The organism is Nostoc sp. LEGE 06077 (assembly GCF_015207705.1).
Lineage (GTDB): Bacteria > Cyanobacteriota > Cyanobacteriia > Cyanobacteriales > Nostocaceae > Nostoc_B.
On sequence record NZ_JADEWI010000013.1, the window covers coordinates 91,949 to 114,740 of the forward strand.

Genomic DNA, 22,792 nt, shown 5'->3' on the forward strand with positions numbered 1-22,792 from the left:
GCTGAGTCCTGAGTAAAAAGACTACTACTACCCTCTAATTCTCTCCAAATTATGTTGAGTGCATTAATTTTGCTGCCATTATTAGGCGCAACTATCATCGGTTTTTGGCCTGCTGTTATTGATGCCAAAATAGCCCGAATTACAGCTTTTGTCTTTGCTGGCGTTACTTTCTTGTGGTCGGTTTTTCTGGCCATTAAATTCAACCCAGCAGAAATTAGTCAACAGTTTAGTGAGTTTATTCCTTGGGTAGATGCTCTAGGCTTAAGTTATAACCTCGGAGTAGATGGTTTATCTTTACCATTGCTGGTGTTAAATGGACTATTGACTTGTATTGCTATCTCCAGTAGTGATATTTCCCTACAACGTCCGCGACTATATTACTCGCTCATCCTCCTGTTAAGCACTGGAGTCACAGGAGCCTTTCTAGCACAGGATTTACTCTTATTTTTCCTGTTTTATGAACTAGAACTAATACCCCTATACCTGCTAATTGCCATTTGGGGTGGTGAGAAAAGAGGTTATGCAGCGACAAAGTTTTTGATTTACACAGCCACATCAGGAATTTTGCTGTTGGCAAGTTTTCTCGGTATGGTTTGGCTGAGTGGCGGTTCAAACTTTGCCTTAGCAAACTTGAATGCTGCATCCTTGCCATTAGCAACTCAACTGTTATTACTGGCGGGTATTTTGGTTGGTTTTGGGATTAAAATACCGTTGGTTCCCTTCCATACGTGGTTGCCCGATGCTCACGTTGAAGCTTCTACACCCATTTCGGTGCTGTTAGCGGGAGTGTTATTGAAATTGGGAACTTATGGCTTACTGCGGTTTGGGATGAACTTGTTACCCGATGCGTGGAGTTATGCAGCACCTTGGTTAGCCACTTGGGCTGTAGTCAGTGTGCTTTACGGTGCATCCTGCGCGATCGCCCAAACTGACATGAAAAAGATGGTAGCCTATAGTTCAGTTGGACACATGGGCTATGTACTATTGGCCGCCGCCGCCGCTACACCATTAAGTGTGTTAGGTGCTGTGATGCAAATGATTAGCCACGGCTTAATTTCCGCCCTACTGTTTTTGTTGGTAGGAGTAGTATATAAAAAAGCTGGTAGCCGAGATTTAGAAGTTATTCGCGGACTATTAAACCCTGAACGCGGAATGCCAGTTATTGGTAGCTTGATGGTTTTGGGAGTGATGGCCAGCGCAGGTATACCAGGAATGGTAGGCTTTATTTCCGAATTTGTGATTTTTCGGGGCAGTTTTGCGGTATTCCCCCTGCAAACCCTACTATCTATGCTAGGAACTGGCTTAACTGCGGTGTATTTCTTGATTTTGATGAATCGGGCTTTCTTTGGACGCTTATCGACACAAGTAATTAATTTACCACGAGTCTATTGGAGCGATCGCCTGCCATCTGTCGTTTTAGCTGTATTAATTGTGATTTTCGGTATTCAACCCGCTTGGTTATCTCGCTGGACTGAACCAACAATCACCGCCATGATGAGTGTAGATAAGGTAGTGGCAACAGTCTCTGTAGAAAAATCAAAGTAAAAAGTAAAAGGTAAAAATATTTTTACTTTTGCCTTTTTACTTACTCATTCCCAAATTGGAGAACTGGCAATGGTAACTATTAAAAATAAACCTGGCTTACATCCTTTAGCTGAGTATGTAGCAAGATTACAAACAGGAGGAGCATTACTACCTGATAGTCCAGAAAATGTTTTAGAAGTAGTAGGCATTCTTAAAAGCTATGGCGTGGTTTTAGATGCTTACTCCAACAACCTCATCTACATTGCTGACCATCAATTTTTAATATTTTTTCCTTTTTTTAAATACTTTAACGCCGAATTCTCTGTTGCGAAATTATTCCGTCATTGGTGGCACGATCGCATTAATTACGAATATGCAGAATATTGTATGAAAGCCATGATGTGGCATGGTGGCGGTGGTTTAGACGCTTATTTAGATACCAAAGAATTTCAAGAACGAGCAAAAGCCGTTATCACTGCAAAATTTAAAAATAATCCGTTTATTTTGGGATTAAATCAATTATTCCCCGAATTTTTAACTGAACAATTGCGCGTTTCTGCTTACTACAGTGGTTTAGGTCAATTCTGGCGGGTGATGGCTGACATTTTCCTCACCTTATCAGACCGCTATGATCAAGGTGAAATTAAAACAATTCCCCAAGTTGTAGACCACATTAAAGCAGGCTTGGTAGCAGACGCTATGAAGCCAATTACATACTCGGTAAAAATTCAAGATAAAGTATACGATATTATTCCTCAAAAGACTGGCTTAACATTTTTAGCAGATACAGCAGTGCCTTATGTCGAGGCTGTTTTCTTCCGGGGAACTCCTTTTCATGGCACAGTTTCTTACAATGCCCAAGCTTATCAAATTCCTCCAGATCAAGGTCGATTTCAGTATGGTGCATTGTACGCTGATCCTTTACCTATTGGCGGTGCTGGTATTCCGCCTACCTTGCTGATGCAAGATATGCGCCATTATCTACCAGAATATTTGCACACTATTTATCGCCGTGGTCTGCGGGGTGAAGATGACTTACGAGTACAAATCTGTATAAGTTTCCAAAAGTCAATGTTTTGCGTGACTACAGCCGCAATTTTAGGATTAATGCCTTATCCTTTGGAGACTCAAGATCCATCTGAACAAAATGCTAATCGAGTTTATCTAGAAAAGTGGATGGATAGATTTACAACCTCACGCTTAAGTGATGTTAATAGTTAAAGTGCTGAGTGCTGTAAGCGGTAGCGGGGCGTTTAGCCCGTGCTGAGAAAAATACTGGTCAGCTAGGCGCGTGAACAAAGCACCTATGAAAAATAGCCCTCAAGCTGACTATACAAGGGTTTTCCCCTACTTCAGACTCCACACTTTATACTTCAACCCACACATCTGGTAGTCTCGACTTCCATTGCATCAGAGATAAAACAAACTCCGCCAAACTTATTGAGAGTTTGTCGGACATTTGACTCGACCAATGGCAATTTTTCGGGGGCAAAAAAGGCAATGATATAAACATTGTCAAGCATTGTCATAGCTAAATCGTGGGTGACTTTGCCTCTTGTCCCTTTACCAGCGACATCTTTGACAACTGAATGTCCAGCTACGCCTGATTTTTCTAAAGATTCTAAAATTTTACCGAGTTCGACATAGTTGGCAAATATTTCGATCCGTTTTACAGCCTGCATTGTCTTATCTCCAAAATAGATTAATGCCGTATAGATATAGCGGTATACCTACAATGATATTAAAAGGGAAAGTCACAGCTAAAGCAGTCGAAATATACAGACTAGGATTAGCTTCTGGGACAGTTAGGCGCATGGCGGCTGGTACAGCAATATAGGAAGCACTGGCACATAGCACCGAGAATAATAGACTATCTCCTTTTGGCATTCCGATCGCTTTCGCAATTAATAAAGCTATGCCGGCATTTAAAATTGGTACTAGTATCGCAAACAGAATCAGGAAAATACCTGCTTTTTGCAAATCTCTGATTCTTTTCGCCGCCACCAGTCCCATATCTAACAAAAAGAACGTCAGCACACCGTAAAACAAATCTTGGGTAAAAGGTTTTAACGTTTGCCAACCATGTTCTCCAGTCAGGAGACCCATGACAAGGCTACCCACGAGCAAAAATACAGAACTATTGAGGAAGGCTTCTTGTAATACTTCTGGCCAATTGAATTCGCGATCGCTTTCATCGACAGTGAAAACTTTAACTAATATTAAACCTACAACAATTGCTGGTGATTCCATCAAGGCCAAGGCTGCAACCATAAACCCATCAAAAGCCATACCAAGTTGGGTCAAGAAGGAACTGGCTGTGATAAATGTTACCGCACTAATAGAACCATAAGTTGCCGCGATCGCCGCTGAATTATAAGTATCTAGTTTAAGTCGAAGAATAAAAAATGTATAAACTGGGACAATACAAGCCATCAGTATTGCCGCTACAAGGGTGAGGACAACTGCTTGATTAATGCCACTTTTGACCAGTTCCACACCACCTTTAAAGCCGATGGCAAATAGTAAATATAAAGATAGAATTTTAGGTATGGGTGCAGGAATTTCTAAGTCTGTTTTGACTAACACCGCCAACATTCCCAAAAAGAAAGCCAATACGGGTGGATTTAAGATGTTAGATATGATTAGGCTGACATCCATAATTCCACCATGCCTCCAATAAATTAGCTAAATACTCATAAATCAGTTTAGGGTAATATCGGACATATCTAAAATTCTTTTGATGTATCAGAGCTATTGGCAAGATGAATGGTAAAAAAGGGTATATAAACAGGAGTCAGAAGACAGAATTCAGAATTTAAAGTCCAACCCATTATCGTTGCTAAAATACTTCATCTATGCATGGTTTTTGCCGATATCTTTGTCAAAATATTTGAGGCAATAGTCAAGCAATAGCTTTTATTTATCTGAATTTTGAATAAACATAAGGCTTTTACTCAAATTAAATATAATCAAAACTTATTGGCACACTGACGAATTTAGGGCTGGTGACAGAAAAGCAGATATTTATGGAAGCGATCGCTAAGGCTTGAAGTAGTTTATACACTTTTTTGACCGACAAATATATAATGCAAGCAAGCACTTGCATGAATCACCAAAATTTAGCGTTAAAGTACAGATAAACTCGTGCAAGGCGGATTAAAGCGACAACCGAGGTATTTGCAAATGCAGGTTTAACAAAAGCTACCGCCGATGAATTTGCTCGGATGACTGGGGTGAATCAGGTAACTTAAAATCGAAATCCCCAGAATTGAATCAAATAGGCGCTTGATCAGCAGAAACTTTGGCTGATTAAAGATTCCTAGATAAAAAATAATTAATATTAAAAGCTCGGTTGATAAGTTTCTCACCCAAGCATTCTTAATTTTTAGCCAAGTTGCCAAAAGTTTCAGTCTATCGAAGAGAAAACAAAAATGTCCCAGTCTGAGTTCCCTGATTCACAGTTTCCGGTTGAAAGAGAACAGCCTGCTGCTACCGACTCTAATCAGGCTAAACCAACAGATTCTTCCGCAGACCCAAAACCCATCTCCATACTCCATAAAAAGCGGCCTTGGCCAGTGATTTTAGGTGTAGTTTTGTTAATTGCTGGTATTGGTGTGGGTTGGCGATGGTGGCAAACTAGCCAAGCCAGTAATGCACCGGCTGGAGCAGCGGCTGGTAAACCGATGGGAATTCCTGTAAAGTTAGCCACCGTTGAGAATGCAACTATCCAGCAAGCTTCAGAATTTGTAGGGACTTTAGATGCACCACGCTCAGTCACACTCAAACCAGAGATTGACGGACGCATCACAGAAATTTTATATAAAGAAGGCGATCGCATTTCCCAAGGACAAGTAGTCATTCGTTTGCAAAGTGATGATGCTCAAGCGCAGTTACTCCAAGCCAAAGCCTCACTGGAACAAGCTCAAGCACGTTTAGCCGAACTCAAAGCCGGTACGCGCTCAGAAGAAATTGCCCAAGCCAGAGCGCAGTTAGTCCAAGCCCAAGCGCGGTTGCGAGATGCTCAAACAGGGTCGAGTCCCGAAGAAATGGCCCAAGCCGAAGCCCAAATTGAGGCCGCTAAATCTGACTTAGAACTAGCCAAGTCACGCGCTGTACGCTATGGAAACTTACAAAAACAAGGGGCTATTTCCGAAGATCAGATGGATGGCTATCTGAAAGAACAACGTAGCGCCGCAGCCTCATTAGTGGCCGCCCAAAAACGCCTAGAGCAACTAAGTAAAGGGAGAAGTTCCAACATCAATGAATTAGAAGCGGCCGCTGAACAACAAAGACAAAACGTTAGACAACTAGAAAACGGCCCTCGTCAAGAAGAAATAGCCCAAGCGCGATCGCAAGTTACCCAAGCGGCGGCTCAAGTCAAAGCCGCCGAAGTACAGTTGCAATATACCAATGTCCGCGCTCCGTTTACAGGTATTGTGGGCGATATTCCTGTCAGAGTTGGAGAATTTGTCAGCAAAGCAGACAACCTCACCACTTTGACTAGAAATGATTCCTTGGAATTAAATATATCTGTGCCACTTAATGAAAGCCAGCAATTGCGCGTTGGCTTACCTGTGCAAATGCTCGATACTCAAGGTCAACCCACCGCTACAGGTAAAATCAGTTTCATTTCACCCAATGCCACTGCTAATTCGCAAACAGTTTTAGCTAAGGCAGTTTTTGGTAATGGCAACAGACAATTAGTCAATCGTCAGTTAGTCCAAACTAAAATCATTTGGGATGAACGCCCCGGAATTTTAATTCCGGTGACAGCGTTATCACGCTTGGGTGGAGAAACATTCGTATTTGTAGCGCAAGCACCAGAAAATCCCAAACCAGGAGCGCCATCGTTAATAGCTTTGCAAAAACCAGTCAAGTTAGGAGCCATTGAGGGTAGTAATTACCAAGTATTAGAAGGGCTAAAAGCAGGAGAGAAAATCGTAGTTTCCGGTATTCTCAACCTCACCAACGGCGCACCGATAATTCCCTCTCCCTAAAAAAGGCTGAAGGATAAAGGGGAAAATTTCATACTAGCCTGCGGCAAGCCGCTGCGCGTCTACATACTTCACACTTCATATTTATGTTTGTTGATTTCTTCATCAAGCGACCAGTCTTTTCTACAGTCTGCGCGATCATTATCTTACTGGTGGGATTAATTAGTATTCCCACACTACCCATCGCCCAGTTTCCCGATATTAGTCCTAACCAAATCAACGTTACAGCCAACTACAGTGGAGCCAGTGCTGAGGTAGTAGAAAGCGGCATCACTAATATTTTAGAAAGACAAATTAATGGAGTTGAAGGTCTGAGATACATGACCTCCAGCAGCAGCAACGATGGTACAAGTAGTATTACAGTTACCTTCGATGCCTCACGCAATAAAGATTTGGCTGCTGTTGATGTCCAAAATCGTGTTTCTATTGCTGAGGCACAATTACCAGATGTAGTCCAGCGTACAGGTGTTAGGGTCAGCAAGCAATCTAACAATATTCTCTTAGGAATTGGTTTATATACCGACAATAAAGAATATGACAATACATTTTTAAGCAACTATGCTGACCTGTACGTAGCAGATGCGCTCAAACGAGTTAAAGGCGTAGGTGATGTCCGCATTTTTGGTGAACGCCGCTATGCTATGCGCCTGTGGTTAGATCCCAGTCGGTTAGCGACGCGGGGATTGACCACAGAAGATGTCACAACAGCACTAGCACAACAAAACTTGCAAATTGGTGCGGGGAGAATAGGTCAAGAACCAGCCCCCAAAGGACAACAGTATCAAATTGATGTCCGTGCAGCCAGCCGACTCACAGAACCTAAAGAATTTGAAGAAATTGTTATTAGATCCGAAGATGATGGGACTTTAGTCAAACTCAAAGATATCGGTCGAGCCGAATTAGGGGCAGAAAATTACAATACATTTCTGCGATATCGGGCTAAGGATGCCGTCGGATTGGGTATTTATCAAGTTCCTGGGAGTAATGCCTTAGATGTAGCCAAGGGAGTGAAAGCAGCGATCGCTGCACTGGCTCCAAGTTTTCCACCGGGGATGAAATATCAAGTAGCTTTTGACACAACTATGTTTGTGGAAGAGTCTTTGGCAGAAGTAATCAAGACTCTATTTGAAGCTGTGGTGTTGGTGGTTATCGTTATTTTCCTATTCTTGCAAGACTGGCGAACGACGCTGATTCCAGCGCTCACAATTCCTCTAGCATTGGTAGGGACATTTGCCTTCGTCAAAGTATTTAACTTCTCGATTAATAGTTTGACCTTATTTGGTTTGACCTTAGCATCAGGGATGGTGGTAGATGATGCGATCGTTGTGGTTGAGCAAATCAGCCGTTTTATTCAAGATAAAGGTATAAATCCCCGCCGTGCCGCCAGTGAATCAATGGCGGAATTATTTGGTGCAGTCATCGCTACTTCCTTGGTGTTGATGGCGGTGTTTGTGCCAGTGGCGTTTTTTCCAGGAACCACAGGTGCATTGTATCGGCAATTTGCCTTAACCATCGCCTTCTCCATTGCTATTTCCACTTTTTTAGCTTTGACCCTCACACCTTCATTGTGTGCCTTGCTACTGCGTCAAGGGCAAGAACCTACGGGTTGGCTGGGCTGGATTTTCAACAAAATTAACAGATTTTTAGACTGGGTAACGCAAGGATATCGGCGATCGCTCAATTTTCTCACAGGGATTAAAAGCGTCATTATCGGATTATTTATCGTCTCTTTGGGAATGACTGCTTGGTTGTATGCAAGCGTACCTACAGCTTTTCTCCCCGAAGAAGATCAAGGCTATTTCATCACAATTATCCAAGGGCCACAAGGGGTGTCGCTGCAATATACCAGCGATGTCATGTCCCAAGTAGAAAAAGAAATTCTGCAAATTCCCGAAGTTGTTGGCACCTTTGCAGTTGGTGGCTTTGGTTTCAGTGGTAGTACTGCCAACAGCGGTATCATCTTTACCACCTTAAAGCCTTGGGGAGAGCGTGAAAGACCAGATCAGGCAGTCAAAGCCCTTATCGGTAAATTACAAGGCAAATTTTTCGCCATTCCCGAAGCGAGAATCTTTGCTGTCAATCCTCCAGGGATTCAAGGTTTAGGTAACTTTGGTGGTTTTACCTTTCAACTCCAAGACCGCAGAGGTAATGGCGGTTTAGACAACCTAGTTCAAACAATGGGTCAATTGCTAGGTCGTGCCAATCAAACCCCCGGACTACAAGCTGTATTCACCACCTTTGCCGCTAATACACCCCAGCTACTTGTAGAAGTAGACCGCAACAAAACCAATGCGCTACAAGTGAATGTAGATGATATATTTACCACCTTGCAAACTGCTTTAGGGTCGCAATATGTCAACGATTTCAACCTCCAGCAGCGTAACTATCGGGTGTATGTTCAAGCTGATGAACAGTTTCGCTCTAACCCTCAAGATATCGGGCAATTATATGTTCGTTCTCGCAAGAATGAAATGATACCTTTGAGTAATTTGGTGAAAATTACTCCTACCACAGGAGCGCAAACAATTAACCACTACAATCTATTTCGCTCCATCGAAATCAATGGTTCCGCAGCACCAGGCTCTAGTTCGGGAGACGCTATCCAAAAAATGGAACAGGTAGCTCAAGAAGTTTTACCATCCAGTTACGGTTATGAATGGTCAGGTACAGCCTTAGAAGAACTAGAATCTGGTGGTTTAGCACCCGTAATTTTTGGCTTAGGATTAGTTTTTGTCTTCTTAGTTCTAGCAGCCCAATACGAAAATTACATTGACCCTTTAATTATTATGCTGTCAGTGCCTTTAGCGATTTTTGGCGCACTGTTAGCCCAGTCAATGCGGGGTTACGCTAACGATGTCTACTGTCAAATTGGTCTAGTCATGTTGATTGGTTTGGCCAGTAAAAATGCGATTTTGATTGTGGAATTTGCTAACCAATTGCGAGAACAAGGGCTTTCGATTACTAAAGCCGTAATTGAAGCTTCTCAAGAACGCTTACGCCCAATTTTGATGACTGCTTTTTCTACGCTTTTGGGGATTTTTCCCTTGGCCGTGGCGACTGGTGCAGGTGCAGGTAGCCGTCAATCTTTGGGGACGGCGGTATTTGGTGGGATGTTAATTGCCACATTCTTAAGTTTGTTTGTCGTACCTGTGTTGTACATCGTGATTAAATCTTTCACAGAACGATTGATGAAGCCACATCCAGAAAAAACAATGCACTGAGGCAGTTATGTATATGGGGATTTTAGCCAAAATCCCCTGACACCCCTTTACCCTTACCCCCATAAACCCTTTGTGCATAAGTCCTGTTGAGGTGTCGTGAGACTCACTGTTGAGTACCTCAACCTGACTAACGACTACCAGCAATAACTAATCGTTCAGGAAGTACGCCATCTAACATAAATCCTGGTTGCACTATAGACGCAGACATCTGATGTATTGATGTTTCTGAGAATGCTTGATGGGTTTGATTGGCTGGAGTGTTTATAGCTAAAGTTGTTTCGGTATAAAGGTTTTGCCCAGGCACAGAGTAACCAAAAGCGATTAATCCAGATGCAAGAGAGGAGGTAATTAATTTGGAGTACAATTGTGTTGTCATAGTATCCTCCTCAGATGAATAATGCTGACATCAAGCCACAATTGTTAATAGGAAGAACATCACATAAGTATGCAGATTTATAAAAATTCCGATAGCAGTGAGGTTTGATTGTTGAAAACATCTCTGTAGAGGTGCAGGCTCTACCTTCCTATCAGTTACGAACGTTTACCCCTACAAGAACTTGTATGTGTATCAATATTTTGGTGAATTGGCATTAAGTAAGTAGGCACGAAAAACCCAAACTATGTAAAGATAAGTAAAGGCGGAGAATGTATCTACATCGGTACCAAAAATATGGGTGCGCGTTTAAGGGGATTTTTAACTCGTGAGCAAGACCGAACCCTTTTAAATTTGAGGCTAACAAATCGCTTCCCCGGAACGCCGAAATATAGTTACTTGAGTTACAAAAGTTATCTGCATTCGGTGAGTTTGGTCGTTATGTGTCGAGCATAAGGTAATCAAGATGAAGCTCGTCACAATCAAATTAATACTCAGTATCTTTGCTATGCAATTATCAGGCGATCGCTAACTAAAACAAACTTTTAACAGCACAACTAAATCCCGGCAAAACTGGACTAGTTAAATTATCTTCTTTATATAAAGTAGCCGCTAATTTTAAAACACCATTTTCCCGACGGTAAATTCCTACTGTCTCTTTTTCGCGGTCAAAAATCCAGTATTCTTGTACTCCTTGAACTGAGTACAGCTTCAGCTTTAACTGCTTATCTCGTTTCTTCTGCACTTCGCCAGGAGAAAGCACTTCAATTACTAACTCTGGCGCACCTGTTAAATGTCCAGCTTCATCTAATATTTCTGATAAACGTTCATTACTCACCCAAACTACATCAGGAATTACGTTATCAGTATCGGTGAAAATAATTCCCACACCAGTAGCAGCATCACCTAACCCTGTTTCTCTAGACCAGAGTTTTAGCTGCGTACAAATATTATCACCAACATTTTGATGTTTCCAATGAGGCGCTCTAGTCACAAATAATTCTCCGTCAATTATCTCATAACGCTTGCCATCGTCAGGAAATAACTCTAAGTCAGCCGTTGTCCAACGAATTTGTTCTGATGCAGTAGAAGTCATACAAATTTTGGATGTCCGATTTTGGATTTAGGGAGTGCATTTTCGTCTTTATTTTCCACTCCCTACACCCTATTTTAAATTTAACTCGCGATCGCTTCGGCTTTTTCTGCGACTACTGGGACATAAGGTTTTTCAGCACCTTGTGCCAAATATACAGCTAGTTGGCTTTCAATTTCATCGCGGACAATCTGGCGATATTCTAAGAAATGCTCGTTATGGGCGCAAACAGCAATGTAGTGGTCAACAACAGCAGGGTTCCGCTTGAGGAGACTGAACAAATGATGCCAGAATTTCCAGCGAGTTTCCCGTTTAATTCCTTGTCGCCAAATTACAATCAACAATGCTTTAATTACTACCCACTCTGGCATTTTGAAAGGTGCTTTCCATTTTGGTGTACCCATCATTAAAAAGCAGCGATAAGTCCGATCTAAGTATTGTACTGGGTCGTATAAAGCACAAAAAGCCTCGACATATTCCCTGGCAAGTTCTTCTAAAGGTCGGGTGGGAATAAAGTTCATCAACGTAGTTTGGTTGATGTTACTTTCGGTATTTTCCCGCAATCTGCCTTCTTTTTTCAGGCGATGCCACAGTGCTGTATTTGGTAGCGCTTGTAACATGGCGAAGGTGGTTGAAGGAATAGCTGCTTGTTCGGCAAAACGGACGATGCGATCGCCTGCGCCGGCTTTTTCGCCATCAAACCCGATAATAAACCCAGCCATTGGTCGCAACCCAGCTTTGATGATGGTTTGTACTGCGTCTGTCAAAGAACTACGGGTATTTTGAAACTTCTTGGTTAATTGCAAGCTATCTTCGTCTGGGGTTTCAATTCCCAAAAACACCGCCGAGAAACCAGACTCAACCATTAATTCCAGCAATTCTTCGTCTTGGGCTAAATCTACAGAAGCTTCGGTGTCAAATTTAAAGGGATATTGGTGTTCCTCCATCCAAACTTTTAACTCTTTCAGCAACAATTTCACATTTCGTTTGTTACCGATAAAGTTGTCATCCACCATGAACACACCCCGCCGCCATCCCAGTTCATAGAGAGAATCTAACTCTGCTAAAAGTTGTTCTGGGGTTTTGGTGCGTGGTTTACGACCATAGAGAACAATAATGTCACAAAATTCGCACTGGAAGGGACAACCGCGCGAAAATTGCACCGACATCATGTCATAGGCGTTTAATTCTAATAAATCAAAGCGGGGTACTGGTGTACTTGTCACATCAGGTTTTTCAGCAGTGCGGAAAGTCCCGGATTTTTCACCTCGTTGAATTGCTTCCACAAACATTGGTAAGGTGATTTCGCCTTCATCCAGAATCAGGAAATCTGCGCCAACGTTTTGCACAGCAGAAGGTGTGGAGGTTGGGTAAGGGCCACCAACTGCGACTAACTTACCACGGCGTTTTGCTTCTTGAATTTGCTCCAGTAAGTCTTGCTTCTGGACAATCATCGCCGATAAAATCACGACATCAGCCCATTCCCATTCTGCTTCTGTTGCTGGGCGAATGTTGCGATCGACCAGTTTGAATTCCCATTCTTGGGGCAGAATTGCTGCTACAGTGACTAAACCCAAAGGTGGTAACAAAACCTTGCGATCAACTAAATCTAGAATCTTTTCGTATGACCAAAAGGTTTTAGGAAATATCGGATAAACTAATAAAATTCTCATGTAGTAGCAATCCTCACACTCTAATTGTTATCCCACTCTAACGAAAATAATTACTTATTGACTTTTAACTATTATTGGCTTTAGCTTACCGTTAATAGATTTAACTCTGCAATTATTAACTAGAAATTTTCTACCTTAGTTGTCAAGAATATTCAATATTGTCAAAAATAGGATGATCCTCGATTCCCTATTGTGTAAGAGGTCAAGATGGTACAGGTATCTCCAAACCCAGACAGCGAAACTCTATTGATTGAGTTACCTAAAGCGATCGCACTGTATGTCACTCAAGAACAGTTTACCGCTTTAGCCGCAGCTAATCGAGATTTGCGGCTGGAAAGAACTGCAAAAGGAGAATTAATAGTGAATCCGCCTACAGGTTGGGAGATTGGTAAACGTAATGTGACCATTTCGGGAGAATTATATTTATGGTGGCGAAATGCGGGTGAACCTGGTCAAGCCTTTGATTCCTCCACTGGCTTTATCTTACCTAACGGTGCGATTCGCTCTCCCGATACTTCTTGGGTAAGTGAAGAACGTTGGGAAGCACTGACTCCCGAACAAAAAGGAACTTTTGCAAATATCTGTCCAGATTTTGTAGTTGAATTACGTTCAAGTTCAGATACTCTCAAGTCTCTGCAAGAGAAAATGCGGGAGTATATGGAAAATGGCGCGAAACTCGGTTGGTTAATCGATCCACAACAGCAGCGGGTGGAAATTCATCGTCCCAATTTGGTAGTGGAAGTGTTGGAAAATCCGGTTGAGTTGTCGGAGGAAACAATGTTACCGGGTTTTGTTTTAGATTTGCGTCGGGTGTGGGGTTGAATTCAGATCATCATGCTTACAGCGTCCAATCTACGATTGCTAGTTTGGGTACTAGACCAAAATCTCGTTGATTACGAGTAACGACTGTGGCATTAAGAGATAATGCGATCGCAGCTATTCGCATATCTTTTTGCAGACGATTTTTTCGCAGGGGAGGATTCTCTTTCAACAGGTGTTTGAGACAGTCATCAGCTAGGGGTGTGAAATCTAGGATCTCAACTGTTTGGAGATATTTGACTGTTGTCCAAAGTTTTGAGTAAAGTGCAGGGAGATTATGCACTGTTGATGGATCGTTAATTCTACCAATCCAGCCGTTGAAAAGTTCTTGAACCGTAATTACAGTAACAGCAATTTGATGCAGAGAAGCATTGGCGATAACTTGAGGGTGATTGCAAAGAATTAGTGAAACATGGTCAGTATCGAGAATATATCGAGACACTCAAGTGACCGCTACAAGTAGTATGAGGAGTCAATTTCAGCTTCATCATCTGAGGTTCGCTGCGCTCGAATTTCATTCATGATTTCCTGAAAATCTGGATCGTCTTGAAAGACACCCGCAAATTGCATCCAGGTAGGTTCTGAAGCGTCTAGTAGTGGTACATTCCAGGAAATAGCTTCGATGTGGCTGAGTCGTTCTAAAAAGGTGGTTTGCAGTTGGGCGATCGCGGCTTCTCGTGTTTGTGCTTCGACGCGAAAGTTGGGAAATTCAAAAATAGATGCAGCAAACTGACCATTTTTGAGGGTTTCTATTAGGAGTGTCACCTTAAGGTTAGCTGATGGCTGAGATTGCCTTACATTTATATTGATGACCATGTTTGAAACACTTTAAGTGTCTTTCTCATTCTACTGTAGATGATGTAATTGCCGACCGTAGGCGATCGCCAAAACCATTTCTAGAGTTAGCTATATCTGAAAAAACACCACTTAGCAGGTTAGTTTTTTATTGGCACACCACTAATTTTCAACACATCACTCATGGTTGCACAATAATTTGGCAAGCCAAAACTAGCAGGATTGACGGCATTTTTATATGTAAAATGGCGGTAGTTCATACAGAATCTATCCCAAGCTGCCATTTGAATGCGGAAGACGGCAATAATCAAATTAGCTAATGATATAGATAGAGGAATACGAAAATAAATTTTTTTACCCAGATAAGCGCAGGTTTCTTCTATTGCTTGGTTGGCGGTGAGTCTTTCTTGACCCAAAACTAACTTGCGTTGTTCCTTGCTTCCGGGTGGATTTTCAATTAAATATTCCACGACGGTAGCAATATCTTTTCCGTGGATAAAGTGAAAACTGCCGTCGGCTTGTAAAAAGCGAATTAAATTAATATATTTTGTAACTTCGGGTATGCCAGAGGTGAGGTGCGAATATGGTTTACTAGCATCACCGCCTAACACTAATGTGGGAAAAACTGTGGTAATTTTAGGCGCGATCGCTAGTTTTTCTTTTTCATGCAAGCATTGGTATTTAGAACCAATATAATCTGTGCCAATCTCACCTGCTTCTTTCAGAGGTTGATTTTTGTTATCTAAAACACTAGCTGTAGAAAAATAAATTACCTGTTGGCAGCGTTCTGGATCTAGCAAACTTAGTAATTCTAGCGTTTTCGAGACATTGATATCATACGTATTATCGCCGCCCCAGGCTGTTGCTGTTAACACTGCTACATCAATTGTCGATAACAAATCCGCAAAGTGTTTAATTTCTTGCATATCGCCTTGCAAGACAGTAACACCTGGGCGATATTGCGTATTGACTTGCAGCTTATTAGGGTTTCTAACTAGTAAAAATAGCTCGTGATTTGTATTTTGAATTAATGTTTCTGAGATGTAATGACCGATGCAGCCACTTGCGCCTGTAACTAAAATTCTTTTCTGACTCATAGTGAGTTTTTTAATTTAGAGTTAAAAATAAGATGAAATGTTCCGCTTGAAAATTTATTTTTACCGCCTGAATTTACAACTTCTGGTTAGTTAATTCTTACAAAGTTTCTTTTAAGGATACATCTTCATAAACATCAGTGAGAGAACAAGAGAAATTCAAACTACTAAAGTGTAATTCTTGATTCCCTTTATAACTATAAAGTTCCCATCTCCCTTCTGCATTCCGTCGGAAACAATCAATCCTCTGACGGTTTTGACTGATTAATACATATTCTTGCAATATTTCTATTTCTTGATAGTCACTAAATTTATCACCTCTATCTAAAGCTTCAGTGGAAGGCGATAAAACTTCAATAATTAAACTGGGATAGCGTTTGAAATATTCAAAATTTGTATCTCGTTGGTCACAAGTCACCATAATATCAGGATAGTAAAACACATTCAGAGATTCGATTTGTGCTTTCATGTCAGCGACATAAAGACGACACCCAGTTCCGCGAATGTGATTTCTCAGTAATGTAACTAAGTTAGCAGTAATAGTTACATGAGCGTCACTTGCTCCCGCCATTGCATAAATCTGCCCTTGGATATATTCATGTTTAATGGGGCTAGATTTTTCATTTTCTAGATATTCTTCTGGTGAAAGATAGGGGTGAGATTGGCTAAGAGTCATACAAGTAAATTGTTATCTATTTTCACAATTACTAGCAGTACGACATATAAAATCTTCTAGTAGCATCTCAATTACTTCGCGTAAATTTTCGTTTAACTCATCTAATGTTTCACCTTGAGAATGCGCTCCAGGAAAACCAGGAACGTACCCAACATATAGATTTGTGTCAGGATCTCGTTCGATGATCGCGGTAAAAGTTTTCATAAAAAATAGACTTTTCTGTCTCAGCAATCCAATTATTATGTCTTTGTGGTTAACCAATTGTTACCACAAAGACACAAAGATAATTAACTCACCAGTGCTGCTGTACTGAGTTGCTTGGCTGTTTCAAAGAAGAAAGCGACGTTTTCTTCTGGAGTATCTGGTAATACACCATGACCGAGGTTGAGGATATGACCCCAATTGCCAGCTTTGCGAACGGTATCATGAATGCGATCGCGGATAAACTCTTTGGAACCGTAGAGTACACCAGGATCAAGATTACCTTGTACTTTAACGTGCTTGCCTAATCTGGCGCGAGCATCCGCCATGTCTACAGTCCAATCGACGCTGACGATATCAGCACCAGATTGAGCCATTCTTTCCAATACACCTGCGCTACCGCTAACTAATAAAATTAACGGTGTATCAGGGTGAGTTTGTTTGACCTGCTGGAATACGCGTTGCTGATAGGGACGGGCAAAGGTATCGTAATCTTGAGGGCTTAATTGTCCCGCCCAAGAATCGAACATTTGCACTACTTGAGCGCCGCAGTCAATTTGGTAACGCGCGTAAATAGCGATCGCATCTGCCAATTTTGTCAGCAGTTGGTGTAGAATTGCCGGGTCTGAGAAGGCCAAGTTTTTGATGATGGAATAGGTTTTAGAACCTTTTCCTTCCACTGCATAAGCAGCTAACGTCCACGGCGCACCGACAAAGCCTAATACTGTTGATTTGTCGCCCACTTCTTGGCGTAATGCCTGCAAGATGGGTTTAATAAACGGTAGAGCCGCCTCTGGTTCTAAGGTATGCAGGCTATCAATTTGTGCTTGAGTGCGAATGGGCGAATGAATGATTGGCCCTTTACCTTCCGCAATGTCCATATCAATGCCCAAACCAGGCAATGGAGTTACGATGTCGGAAAATAAAATCACTCCGTCCGGCTGGAAGGCTCTCCAAGGTTGCAGGGATACTTCAATCGCTACTTCAGGAATTTCGGAGCGATCGCGAAATGAAGGATACTTTTCCCTTAAGTCTCGGTACGCCTTCATATATCGTCCCGCTTGTCGCATCATCCATACGGGGGGACGATCTACTATTTCACCACGAGCAGCCCGCAGGAGATGAGGGGCCGTTGACGAAACACCCATTTAACACTTCATCCTAAGTCACTTTGTTATGTCACTGTTTAGCTTATCATTCTGGGATTACGCTTTTTCAGAAGGCTTGCTTGAAAAGCCCAAGTCTTAGCTTTACTTAACTTAATATGCAAACTAATTCTAATAATCCAAATCCTTCTAATGTTGCAGCTACTAATAGCAATTCTCCATCAGTAAAATTTTTCATTCCCCGCACCCAACGGCGTAAGTTTTTTTTATTGTTTACTTCTATGACAGTTTTGGGTTGGGTAGTAGGTGGTGTAGCTAGTTTGGCGCTCGAAAGAATTCTCACGCAAAGTCTAGCTGCGGCTGGGTCTGTACAATTGCAAACATGGAGTTATGGGATAAGATTACTCAGTAATATTGTGTTTGCCTTAGTTTTTGCTGGCGACCAAGCTTTAGTCATGCGACGCTATCTCTCTGGTTGGCGTTGGATGGTTGCTACTACCATAGGTTGGCTAACTGCTGACTGTGTTGCGACAGCTTGGATTAATTATATTTCCTCCATAGCCAGTTCGCTTAATGAAAATTTATCTTCTGAGTTAGTTATTATCTTTGGATTCTTATCAACAATTGCTTATATTTTTTCAGGAATTTGGTTGGGATTAATTCAATGGTTAGTCGTGTGGCGTTACGCAAGCAAAGCTTGGTGGTGGATTTTTGTCCCTTCAGTTGCTTTTTTGTTGATTAGTCTCTTGGTTTGGTTGCTATCATTTATGCAAAATTTTATTCCTGAAGCAATATTGTATGGCAGTCAACAAGGATTTACAGCAATTATCCTAGGAATAGTACCAGCAATTAGTTTTTGTAGTTTAAAAAGACGCTTACCAAGACAGACTCAAGCAAGTTAAGCAGAAACTTTTTAGTAGGAAATACACTTATGTTTCACTACAACCCATTAGAATGTTTACCTTCCTCAGCAGAATTACCCGACTCTGACGATACACCTGTGGATAATGAATTACAAATATTAATTCCCAGCTTATTATTATCAATTTTAACCAGTATTTGGCAGACACGCGAGGACTGGTTTTTTGGCATAAATATGGGAATTTATTATGCAGCTAGTACACCTGCGATCGTACCTGATGGATTTTTAAGCTTAGGTGTCGAACGTTTTATTGGCGAAAATGGACGTTCTAGTTATGTGATGTGGGAAGAAGATGGCATCCCGCCAATTTTTACGTTAGAAATTGTGTCCCAATCTTATAACTACGCGTATGAACAAAAGAAATTAGATAATGCTCAATTAGGAGTGTTGTATTATGTTATTTACGCCCCAACACGCTTGCGGCGGAAGCGCCAACGTCTCGAAGTTTATCACTTAGTTGATGGAGAATACATTTTACAATCTGGTGATAAAGTTTGGATGCCAGAAGTAGGTTTAGGTATTGGACATGAACGCGGAATATATCAAGGAATAACACGAGAATGGTTATATTGGTACGACGAAAATGGTAGGCGATATTCCACACCAGAAGAATTAGCAACTGCACGACAACAGCAATTAGAAGAAACTCAGAATCAGCTTCAAGAACTCCTAGCTAAATTACAACAAAAGGGAATCGATCCAAACAATCTTTAAAACTATGGGAAACATTAATTCAGTGGTGATTGCTACTGGCACACATGGCAATGAATTTACAGGCATATATTTGGGGAAAAAGTTTGGGCAGTTTCCTAACTTAATTCAGCGTTCCAGTTTTAATACGCGCGTTTTATTGAGTAATCCTAAAGCATTTGCAGTAGCTAGACGTTATATTGAAAAGGACTTAAATCGCTGCTTTGCAACAGCAGACTTACAAAATCCCCAACTTGCGAGTTATGAAGATATTCTGGCTAAAAATATTTATTATTTGTTAGCAGAAGAAAGTAAAAATCAGCAACAAGTTATTATTGATTTACATACTTCAACTGCCAATATGCAGCTAACTATCATTTTAGGAAGTAAACATCCATTTTTACTAAAATTAGCTGCCCAATTAAGCGCAATTAATCCTGAAGTGAGAATTTGTTATTCTCAACCTACCAGAGATTCTAACTTTCTTTGTTCAATATCTGAATTAGGTTTTGCTATTGAAGTAGGGCCTGTAGCACAGGGAGTTTTAAATGCTGAGTTATTTCAAAAAACTGAAGCATTAATTTATCAAGTTTTAGATTATATAGAAAGTTACAATCAAGGCTTAGAACAACCAGAAAATACTACCCTTACATATTATCAATATGCGGGAGTCATTGATTATCCACGTAACGAAGCTGGAGAAATTCAAGCGATGATTCATCCACAACTCCAGTTTCGAGATTATGAACCGCTTAACCCTGATGAACCGATATTTTTAACCTTTGAGGGGAGTGCGATCGCCTATCAAGGCACATCCACAGTTTATCCTATTTTTATCAACGAAGCTGCATATTATGAAAAAGGAATTGCCATGTGTTTAACCGAAAATAAAACCATAGAGATTTAACTTTTAACGTACATTCATTAGCAAAAAACAGCCACCATTCAATAAAGCCGTAATAGCTGCACCAATCACGACACCATTCCTCATAGCTATTTGTCGTTTCCGTTGTAGAAAAATACAAAGGGGTATTACATATAGAAGTTGCCAGAATAAAAAGCCAACACCACCAATAATCCAAACTTGTACGCCAACATAGCTACCAGAGCGGGAATTTAACTCCAAGACATAACCAAGCCCAAAGATTATGATAATGGCTATAATATGGCATCCTAAAAGTAATAGAATACCTAAAATTGTTTGAAAAATTTCATTACTGGGATTTCTTTGCGACATTAATTAAACCTGAATTTATATTAATCAAACTAAAGAGTATTTCTGATTTACCAAGTCATACCCAGCACTACCTTCGCGGTAAAAAATGTTGAAAGTATCGAAGGGGATAATTCTCCCATCTGGGTGAACAATATGAATACAGGAACGCTTGACTGAACGCACATCAAAATTGAAAGGGTCAAGAAACTGCACAATCATAACTCGAAATACATTACTGTAGTTAATCCCTTCAGGAACCGGTAACATAGGTAAACAACACAAAAGCTGCTTTAAAGACATCGCCGCAGAATTCGGTGAGTGACTGGTAGAAAACAATTGAAAAATATGCTTTTTGAGTTCTTCATTTTGCTCATAAAGTACACTATTAGGTACAATATCGACAAAAACATCAGGATTAATTAAGCTAGTTAACGGGATAACTTTACCGTTAAGTTTCAAAGCATAACCCATTGCTAAACAGTCAGGATGACAGGGAACTGGTAGAATATCTTCTGGTTTAAAATGAGGACTTTGTTCCAGAATTGACCGCCGCACTTCGGTTAAAGTATATCTGTCTCGTTTTGCATCAAATCCTTCTAATCTACCTGCTACTTGAATCGGTTGAAAAGTTACGCCACGAATACATTTTTGTTTTAAAGCATAATCGATAATTTTACCAATTTCGTGATCATTAAGTCCTTTTTTGACAGTCACAACCAAAGTTGTCGAAATATTATATTCGTTGAGGTTTTCAATGGCTTTCTCTCGAACTTCACGCAAATCCGCACCGCGTAATTCTTCTAAAGCTACCTTTTCAAAACTATCAAATTGCAGATATAATTCAATTCCCGGCATATATTGACTCAGGCGATCGCAAAATGATTTATCCTTGGCAATTCTCACACCATTGGTATTAATCATTAAATGCTTAATTGGCTTAGTTTTAGCAATATCTAAGATTTCAAAAAACTCTGGATGAATAGTCGGTTCACCGCCACTTAGTTGGACTATCTGCGGTTCACCTTCATTTGTCACCACCGCATCCATCATTTTTTCGATATGTGCCAAACTGCGATGGCGACGGGGTTGCTGAGATATTTCCGAAACCTCTTCCGCACCAGAATCAGCATAACAAATCGGGCAAGAAAGATTGCATCTATCTGTTACTTCCACTAAAGTTAAACAACTATGCTGTTCATGGTCAGGACACAACCCACAATCATAAGGACAGCCGTGTTTAATTGGCGTATTAAACTTTAAAGGCATATCCCCTGGTTTAATAAATTCTAATGATTTTTTGTAATATTCAATATCATCTGCGATCAAAACTTTTTCCTGTCCATGCGTCGGACAGTGTTTAATCATATAAACACAACCATCTTGAAAAATAATTTTAGCTTCGACTTTCACAAGGCATTTTGAGCAAATGCTATTTGTTAAAGCATAAAAAAGGTAGTTTCTTGTAGGATTCATAATATTTCTACTCTTACACTCTTCTCTGTGTCTCTACGTCTCTGCGTGAGATAAAAGAAAGCATAGTTTATTTACTGAAAAATAGCTTTAAATGTATACAGAAAAACTCAAATTAGCAAAATTGCTTATTGTTCTACTGCTGGCAAATCATGAGAAAAATCGCTCATAATCATCATGACTGCCTATCCAAAACCACGTCACCGTGTCACCTTCAAGAACTCCAAGCGCACGATAGCTGCGTGTTACGCGAACTGCCCAAATCGCTTCATCACTGTTGATACATTTGAAATGTAAAGACGTATGAAATGGATTCTCTGCCCAAAATGATGGCAGCGTTGCGGACTTCATAACTGTTCGTAATCCATCGGAACCGACTGACACTCTGCAATTTCTTGCTTGGCACACTGGGCTGCGGCAATTAGATTATTCTGCGTCTTTTTAAAGGAAGACTCCCATCGTGCTTCATCTTCCAAATCGGCAATGAACTCACGAAGATGCTCTGCAACACGCTCTTGTAATTCATCAGGCAGAGATTCAACCATTTTGATGATTGTGGAGATAGTCGGCGAAGACATAAATTATCTGGGAATAACTCAATTAAAATTACTTTTATTTTATCGGTTAATCCCTGCCAGCTAGAGCAATTGATCGGGTTCTGCAACTCGGAGTTCATATCAGGGAAAGTGGGACACATTTATCAAGTAGGATTCGCACAGGCTGTCAGCATTTCCTTTGCTAATTCAAGGGCTGCGATCGCTTGCTCACGCCTAACACTTGGAAAATGCTCTAAAAATTCATCTAGTGTATCGCCTGCTTCAAGATAATCAAGCAGCGTTTTCATTGGCACACGAGTTCCGACAAAAATAGGGGTTCCTCCCAGTATGTCAGGGTCACTATGAATAACACGTGCTGTGGCTGTCAT

The 22,792-nt window shown here is 40.9% G+C and carries 23 protein-coding genes; 8 read left to right on the forward strand and 15 right to left on the reverse strand.

Annotated features, from left to right (window positions below; all coding sequences use genetic code 11):
* Positions 1-51 precede the first annotated feature (51 nt).
* Positions 52-1,545 (forward strand): NADH-quinone oxidoreductase subunit M, encoded by a 1,494-nt coding sequence (locus tag IQ244_RS11715; RefSeq protein WP_193893912.1) that lies wholly within the window; start codon positions 52-54, stop codon positions 1,543-1,545.
* 69 nt (positions 1,546-1,614) lie between these two features.
* The gene (locus tag IQ244_RS11720; RefSeq protein WP_193893917.1) at positions 1,615-2,745 is read left to right on the forward strand and encodes a CO2 hydration protein; all 1,131 of its coding nucleotides are present in this window, start codon (positions 1,615-1,617) and stop codon (positions 2,743-2,745) included.
* 152 nt (positions 2,746-2,897) lie between these two features.
* On the opposite strand, the gene IQ244_RS11725 is transcribed toward IQ244_RS11720, so the two are convergent.
* Both IQ244_RS11725 and IQ244_RS11730 read right to left on the reverse strand, forming a co-directional pair.
* Complete coding sequence (locus tag IQ244_RS11725) at positions 2,898-3,206, reverse strand: P-II family nitrogen regulator (protein WP_193893920.1); 309 nt, start codon at positions 3,204-3,206, stop codon at positions 2,898-2,900.
* 4 nt (positions 3,207-3,210) lie between these two features.
* Positions 3,211-4,182 carry a sodium-dependent bicarbonate transport family permease gene (locus IQ244_RS11730; RefSeq protein WP_193893923.1) on the reverse strand — a complete coding sequence of 324 codons (972 nt, stop codon included), beginning with the start codon at positions 4,180-4,182 and terminating at the stop codon, positions 3,211-3,213.
* 773 nt (positions 4,183-4,955) lie between these two features.
* On the opposite strand from IQ244_RS11730, the gene IQ244_RS11735 reads away from it, so the two are divergent.
* Positions 4,956-6,521, forward strand: coding sequence for an efflux RND transporter periplasmic adaptor subunit (locus IQ244_RS11735; protein WP_193893926.1), 1,566 nt, complete (start codon positions 4,956-4,958; stop codon positions 6,519-6,521).
* Positions 6,522-6,604: 83 nt separating this feature from the next.
* Positions 6,605-9,739 (forward strand): efflux RND transporter permease subunit, encoded by a 3,135-nt coding sequence (locus IQ244_RS11740; RefSeq protein WP_193893928.1) that lies wholly within the window; start codon positions 6,605-6,607, stop codon positions 9,737-9,739.
* 127 nt (positions 9,740-9,866) lie between these two features.
* On the opposite strand, the gene IQ244_RS11745 is transcribed toward IQ244_RS11740, so the two are convergent.
* The 3 genes from IQ244_RS11745 to IQ244_RS11755 all read right to left on the reverse strand — a co-directional run bounded on the left by IQ244_RS11745 (position 9,867) and on the right by IQ244_RS11755 (position 12,878).
* Entirely contained in the window at positions 9,867-10,115 is a 249-nt protein-coding gene (locus IQ244_RS11745) for a hypothetical protein (protein ID WP_193893931.1), read from the reverse strand.
* A 529-nt stretch (positions 10,116-10,644) separates the two neighbouring features.
* Positions 10,645-11,208 carry a Uma2 family endonuclease gene (locus IQ244_RS11750; protein ID WP_193893934.1) on the reverse strand — a complete coding sequence of 188 codons (564 nt, stop codon included), beginning with the start codon at positions 11,206-11,208 and terminating at the stop codon, positions 10,645-10,647.
* Positions 11,209-11,288: 80 nt separating this feature from the next.
* The gene (locus IQ244_RS11755) at positions 11,289-12,878 is read right to left on the reverse strand and encodes a B12-binding domain-containing radical SAM protein (protein ID WP_193893937.1); all 1,590 of its coding nucleotides are present in this window, start codon (positions 12,876-12,878) and stop codon (positions 11,289-11,291) included.
* A gap of 207 nt (positions 12,879-13,085) precedes the next feature.
* Between IQ244_RS11755 and IQ244_RS11760 the strand changes: the two genes are divergently transcribed.
* Positions 13,086-13,700, forward strand: coding sequence for a Uma2 family endonuclease (locus IQ244_RS11760; protein WP_193893940.1), 615 nt, complete (start codon positions 13,086-13,088; stop codon positions 13,698-13,700).
* A gap of 16 nt (positions 13,701-13,716) precedes the next feature.
* Here IQ244_RS11760 and IQ244_RS11765 read toward each other — a convergent pair whose 3' ends face one another.
* From IQ244_RS11765 to hemE, 6 genes are all read right to left on the reverse strand, one after another.
* On the reverse strand, positions 13,717-14,139 hold the full coding sequence (locus IQ244_RS11765; protein WP_193893943.1) for a type II toxin-antitoxin system VapC family toxin: 423 nt from the start codon (positions 14,137-14,139) through the stop codon (positions 13,717-13,719).
* Positions 14,140-14,150: 11 nt separating this feature from the next.
* Positions 14,151-14,513, reverse strand: coding sequence for a hypothetical protein (locus tag IQ244_RS11770; RefSeq protein WP_193893946.1), 363 nt, complete (start codon positions 14,511-14,513; stop codon positions 14,151-14,153).
* A gap of 119 nt (positions 14,514-14,632) precedes the next feature.
* Complete coding sequence (locus IQ244_RS11775; protein WP_193893948.1) at positions 14,633-15,589, reverse strand: NAD-dependent epimerase/dehydratase family protein; 957 nt, start codon at positions 15,587-15,589, stop codon at positions 14,633-14,635.
* 97 nt (positions 15,590-15,686) lie between these two features.
* A complete protein-coding gene (locus IQ244_RS11780) occupies positions 15,687-16,262 on the reverse strand; it encodes a Uma2 family endonuclease (protein ID WP_193893951.1) in 576 nt (191 codons plus the stop codon).
* Between the two features lie 12 nt (positions 16,263-16,274).
* On the reverse strand, positions 16,275-16,466 hold the full coding sequence (locus IQ244_RS11785; RefSeq protein WP_193893954.1) for a type II toxin-antitoxin system HicB family antitoxin: 192 nt from the start codon (positions 16,464-16,466) through the stop codon (positions 16,275-16,277).
* 83 nt (positions 16,467-16,549) lie between these two features.
* Positions 16,550-17,611 (reverse strand): uroporphyrinogen decarboxylase, encoded by a 1,062-nt coding sequence (hemE, locus tag IQ244_RS11790; protein ID WP_193893957.1) that lies wholly within the window; start codon positions 17,609-17,611, stop codon positions 16,550-16,552.
* Between the two features lie 116 nt (positions 17,612-17,727).
* Between hemE and IQ244_RS11795 the strand changes: the two genes are divergently transcribed.
* From IQ244_RS11795 to IQ244_RS11805, 3 genes are read left to right on the forward strand one after another with little or no spacing between them, the layout of a single operon-like run.
* The gene (locus IQ244_RS11795) at positions 17,728-18,471 is read left to right on the forward strand and encodes a hypothetical protein (protein ID WP_193893959.1); all 744 of its coding nucleotides are present in this window, start codon (positions 17,728-17,730) and stop codon (positions 18,469-18,471) included.
* Positions 18,472-18,500: 29 nt separating this feature from the next.
* On the forward strand, positions 18,501-19,205 hold the full coding sequence (locus IQ244_RS11800; protein ID WP_193893962.1) for a Uma2 family endonuclease: 705 nt from the start codon (positions 18,501-18,503) through the stop codon (positions 19,203-19,205).
* Between the two features lie 4 nt (positions 19,206-19,209).
* On the forward strand, positions 19,210-20,088 hold the full coding sequence (locus tag IQ244_RS11805; RefSeq protein ID WP_193893965.1) for an aspartoacylase: 879 nt from the start codon (positions 19,210-19,212) through the stop codon (positions 20,086-20,088).
* A gap of 3 nt (positions 20,089-20,091) precedes the next feature.
* Here IQ244_RS11805 and IQ244_RS11810 read toward each other — a convergent pair whose 3' ends face one another.
* From IQ244_RS11810 to IQ244_RS11825, 4 genes are all read right to left on the reverse strand, one after another.
* Positions 20,092-20,418, reverse strand: coding sequence for a hypothetical protein (locus IQ244_RS11810; protein ID WP_193893968.1), 327 nt, complete (start codon positions 20,416-20,418; stop codon positions 20,092-20,094).
* 24 nt (positions 20,419-20,442) lie between these two features.
* A complete protein-coding gene (locus IQ244_RS11815; protein ID WP_322746056.1) occupies positions 20,443-21,807 on the reverse strand; it encodes a radical SAM protein in 1,365 nt (454 codons plus the stop codon).
* Between the two features lie 407 nt (positions 21,808-22,214).
* Positions 22,215-22,445 (reverse strand): hypothetical protein, encoded by a 231-nt coding sequence (locus IQ244_RS11820; RefSeq protein ID WP_193893974.1) that lies wholly within the window; start codon positions 22,443-22,445, stop codon positions 22,215-22,217.
* 122 nt (positions 22,446-22,567) lie between these two features.
* On the reverse strand, positions 22,568-22,792 hold the full coding sequence (locus IQ244_RS11825; RefSeq protein ID WP_193893977.1) for a DUF433 domain-containing protein: 225 nt from the start codon (positions 22,790-22,792) through the stop codon (positions 22,568-22,570).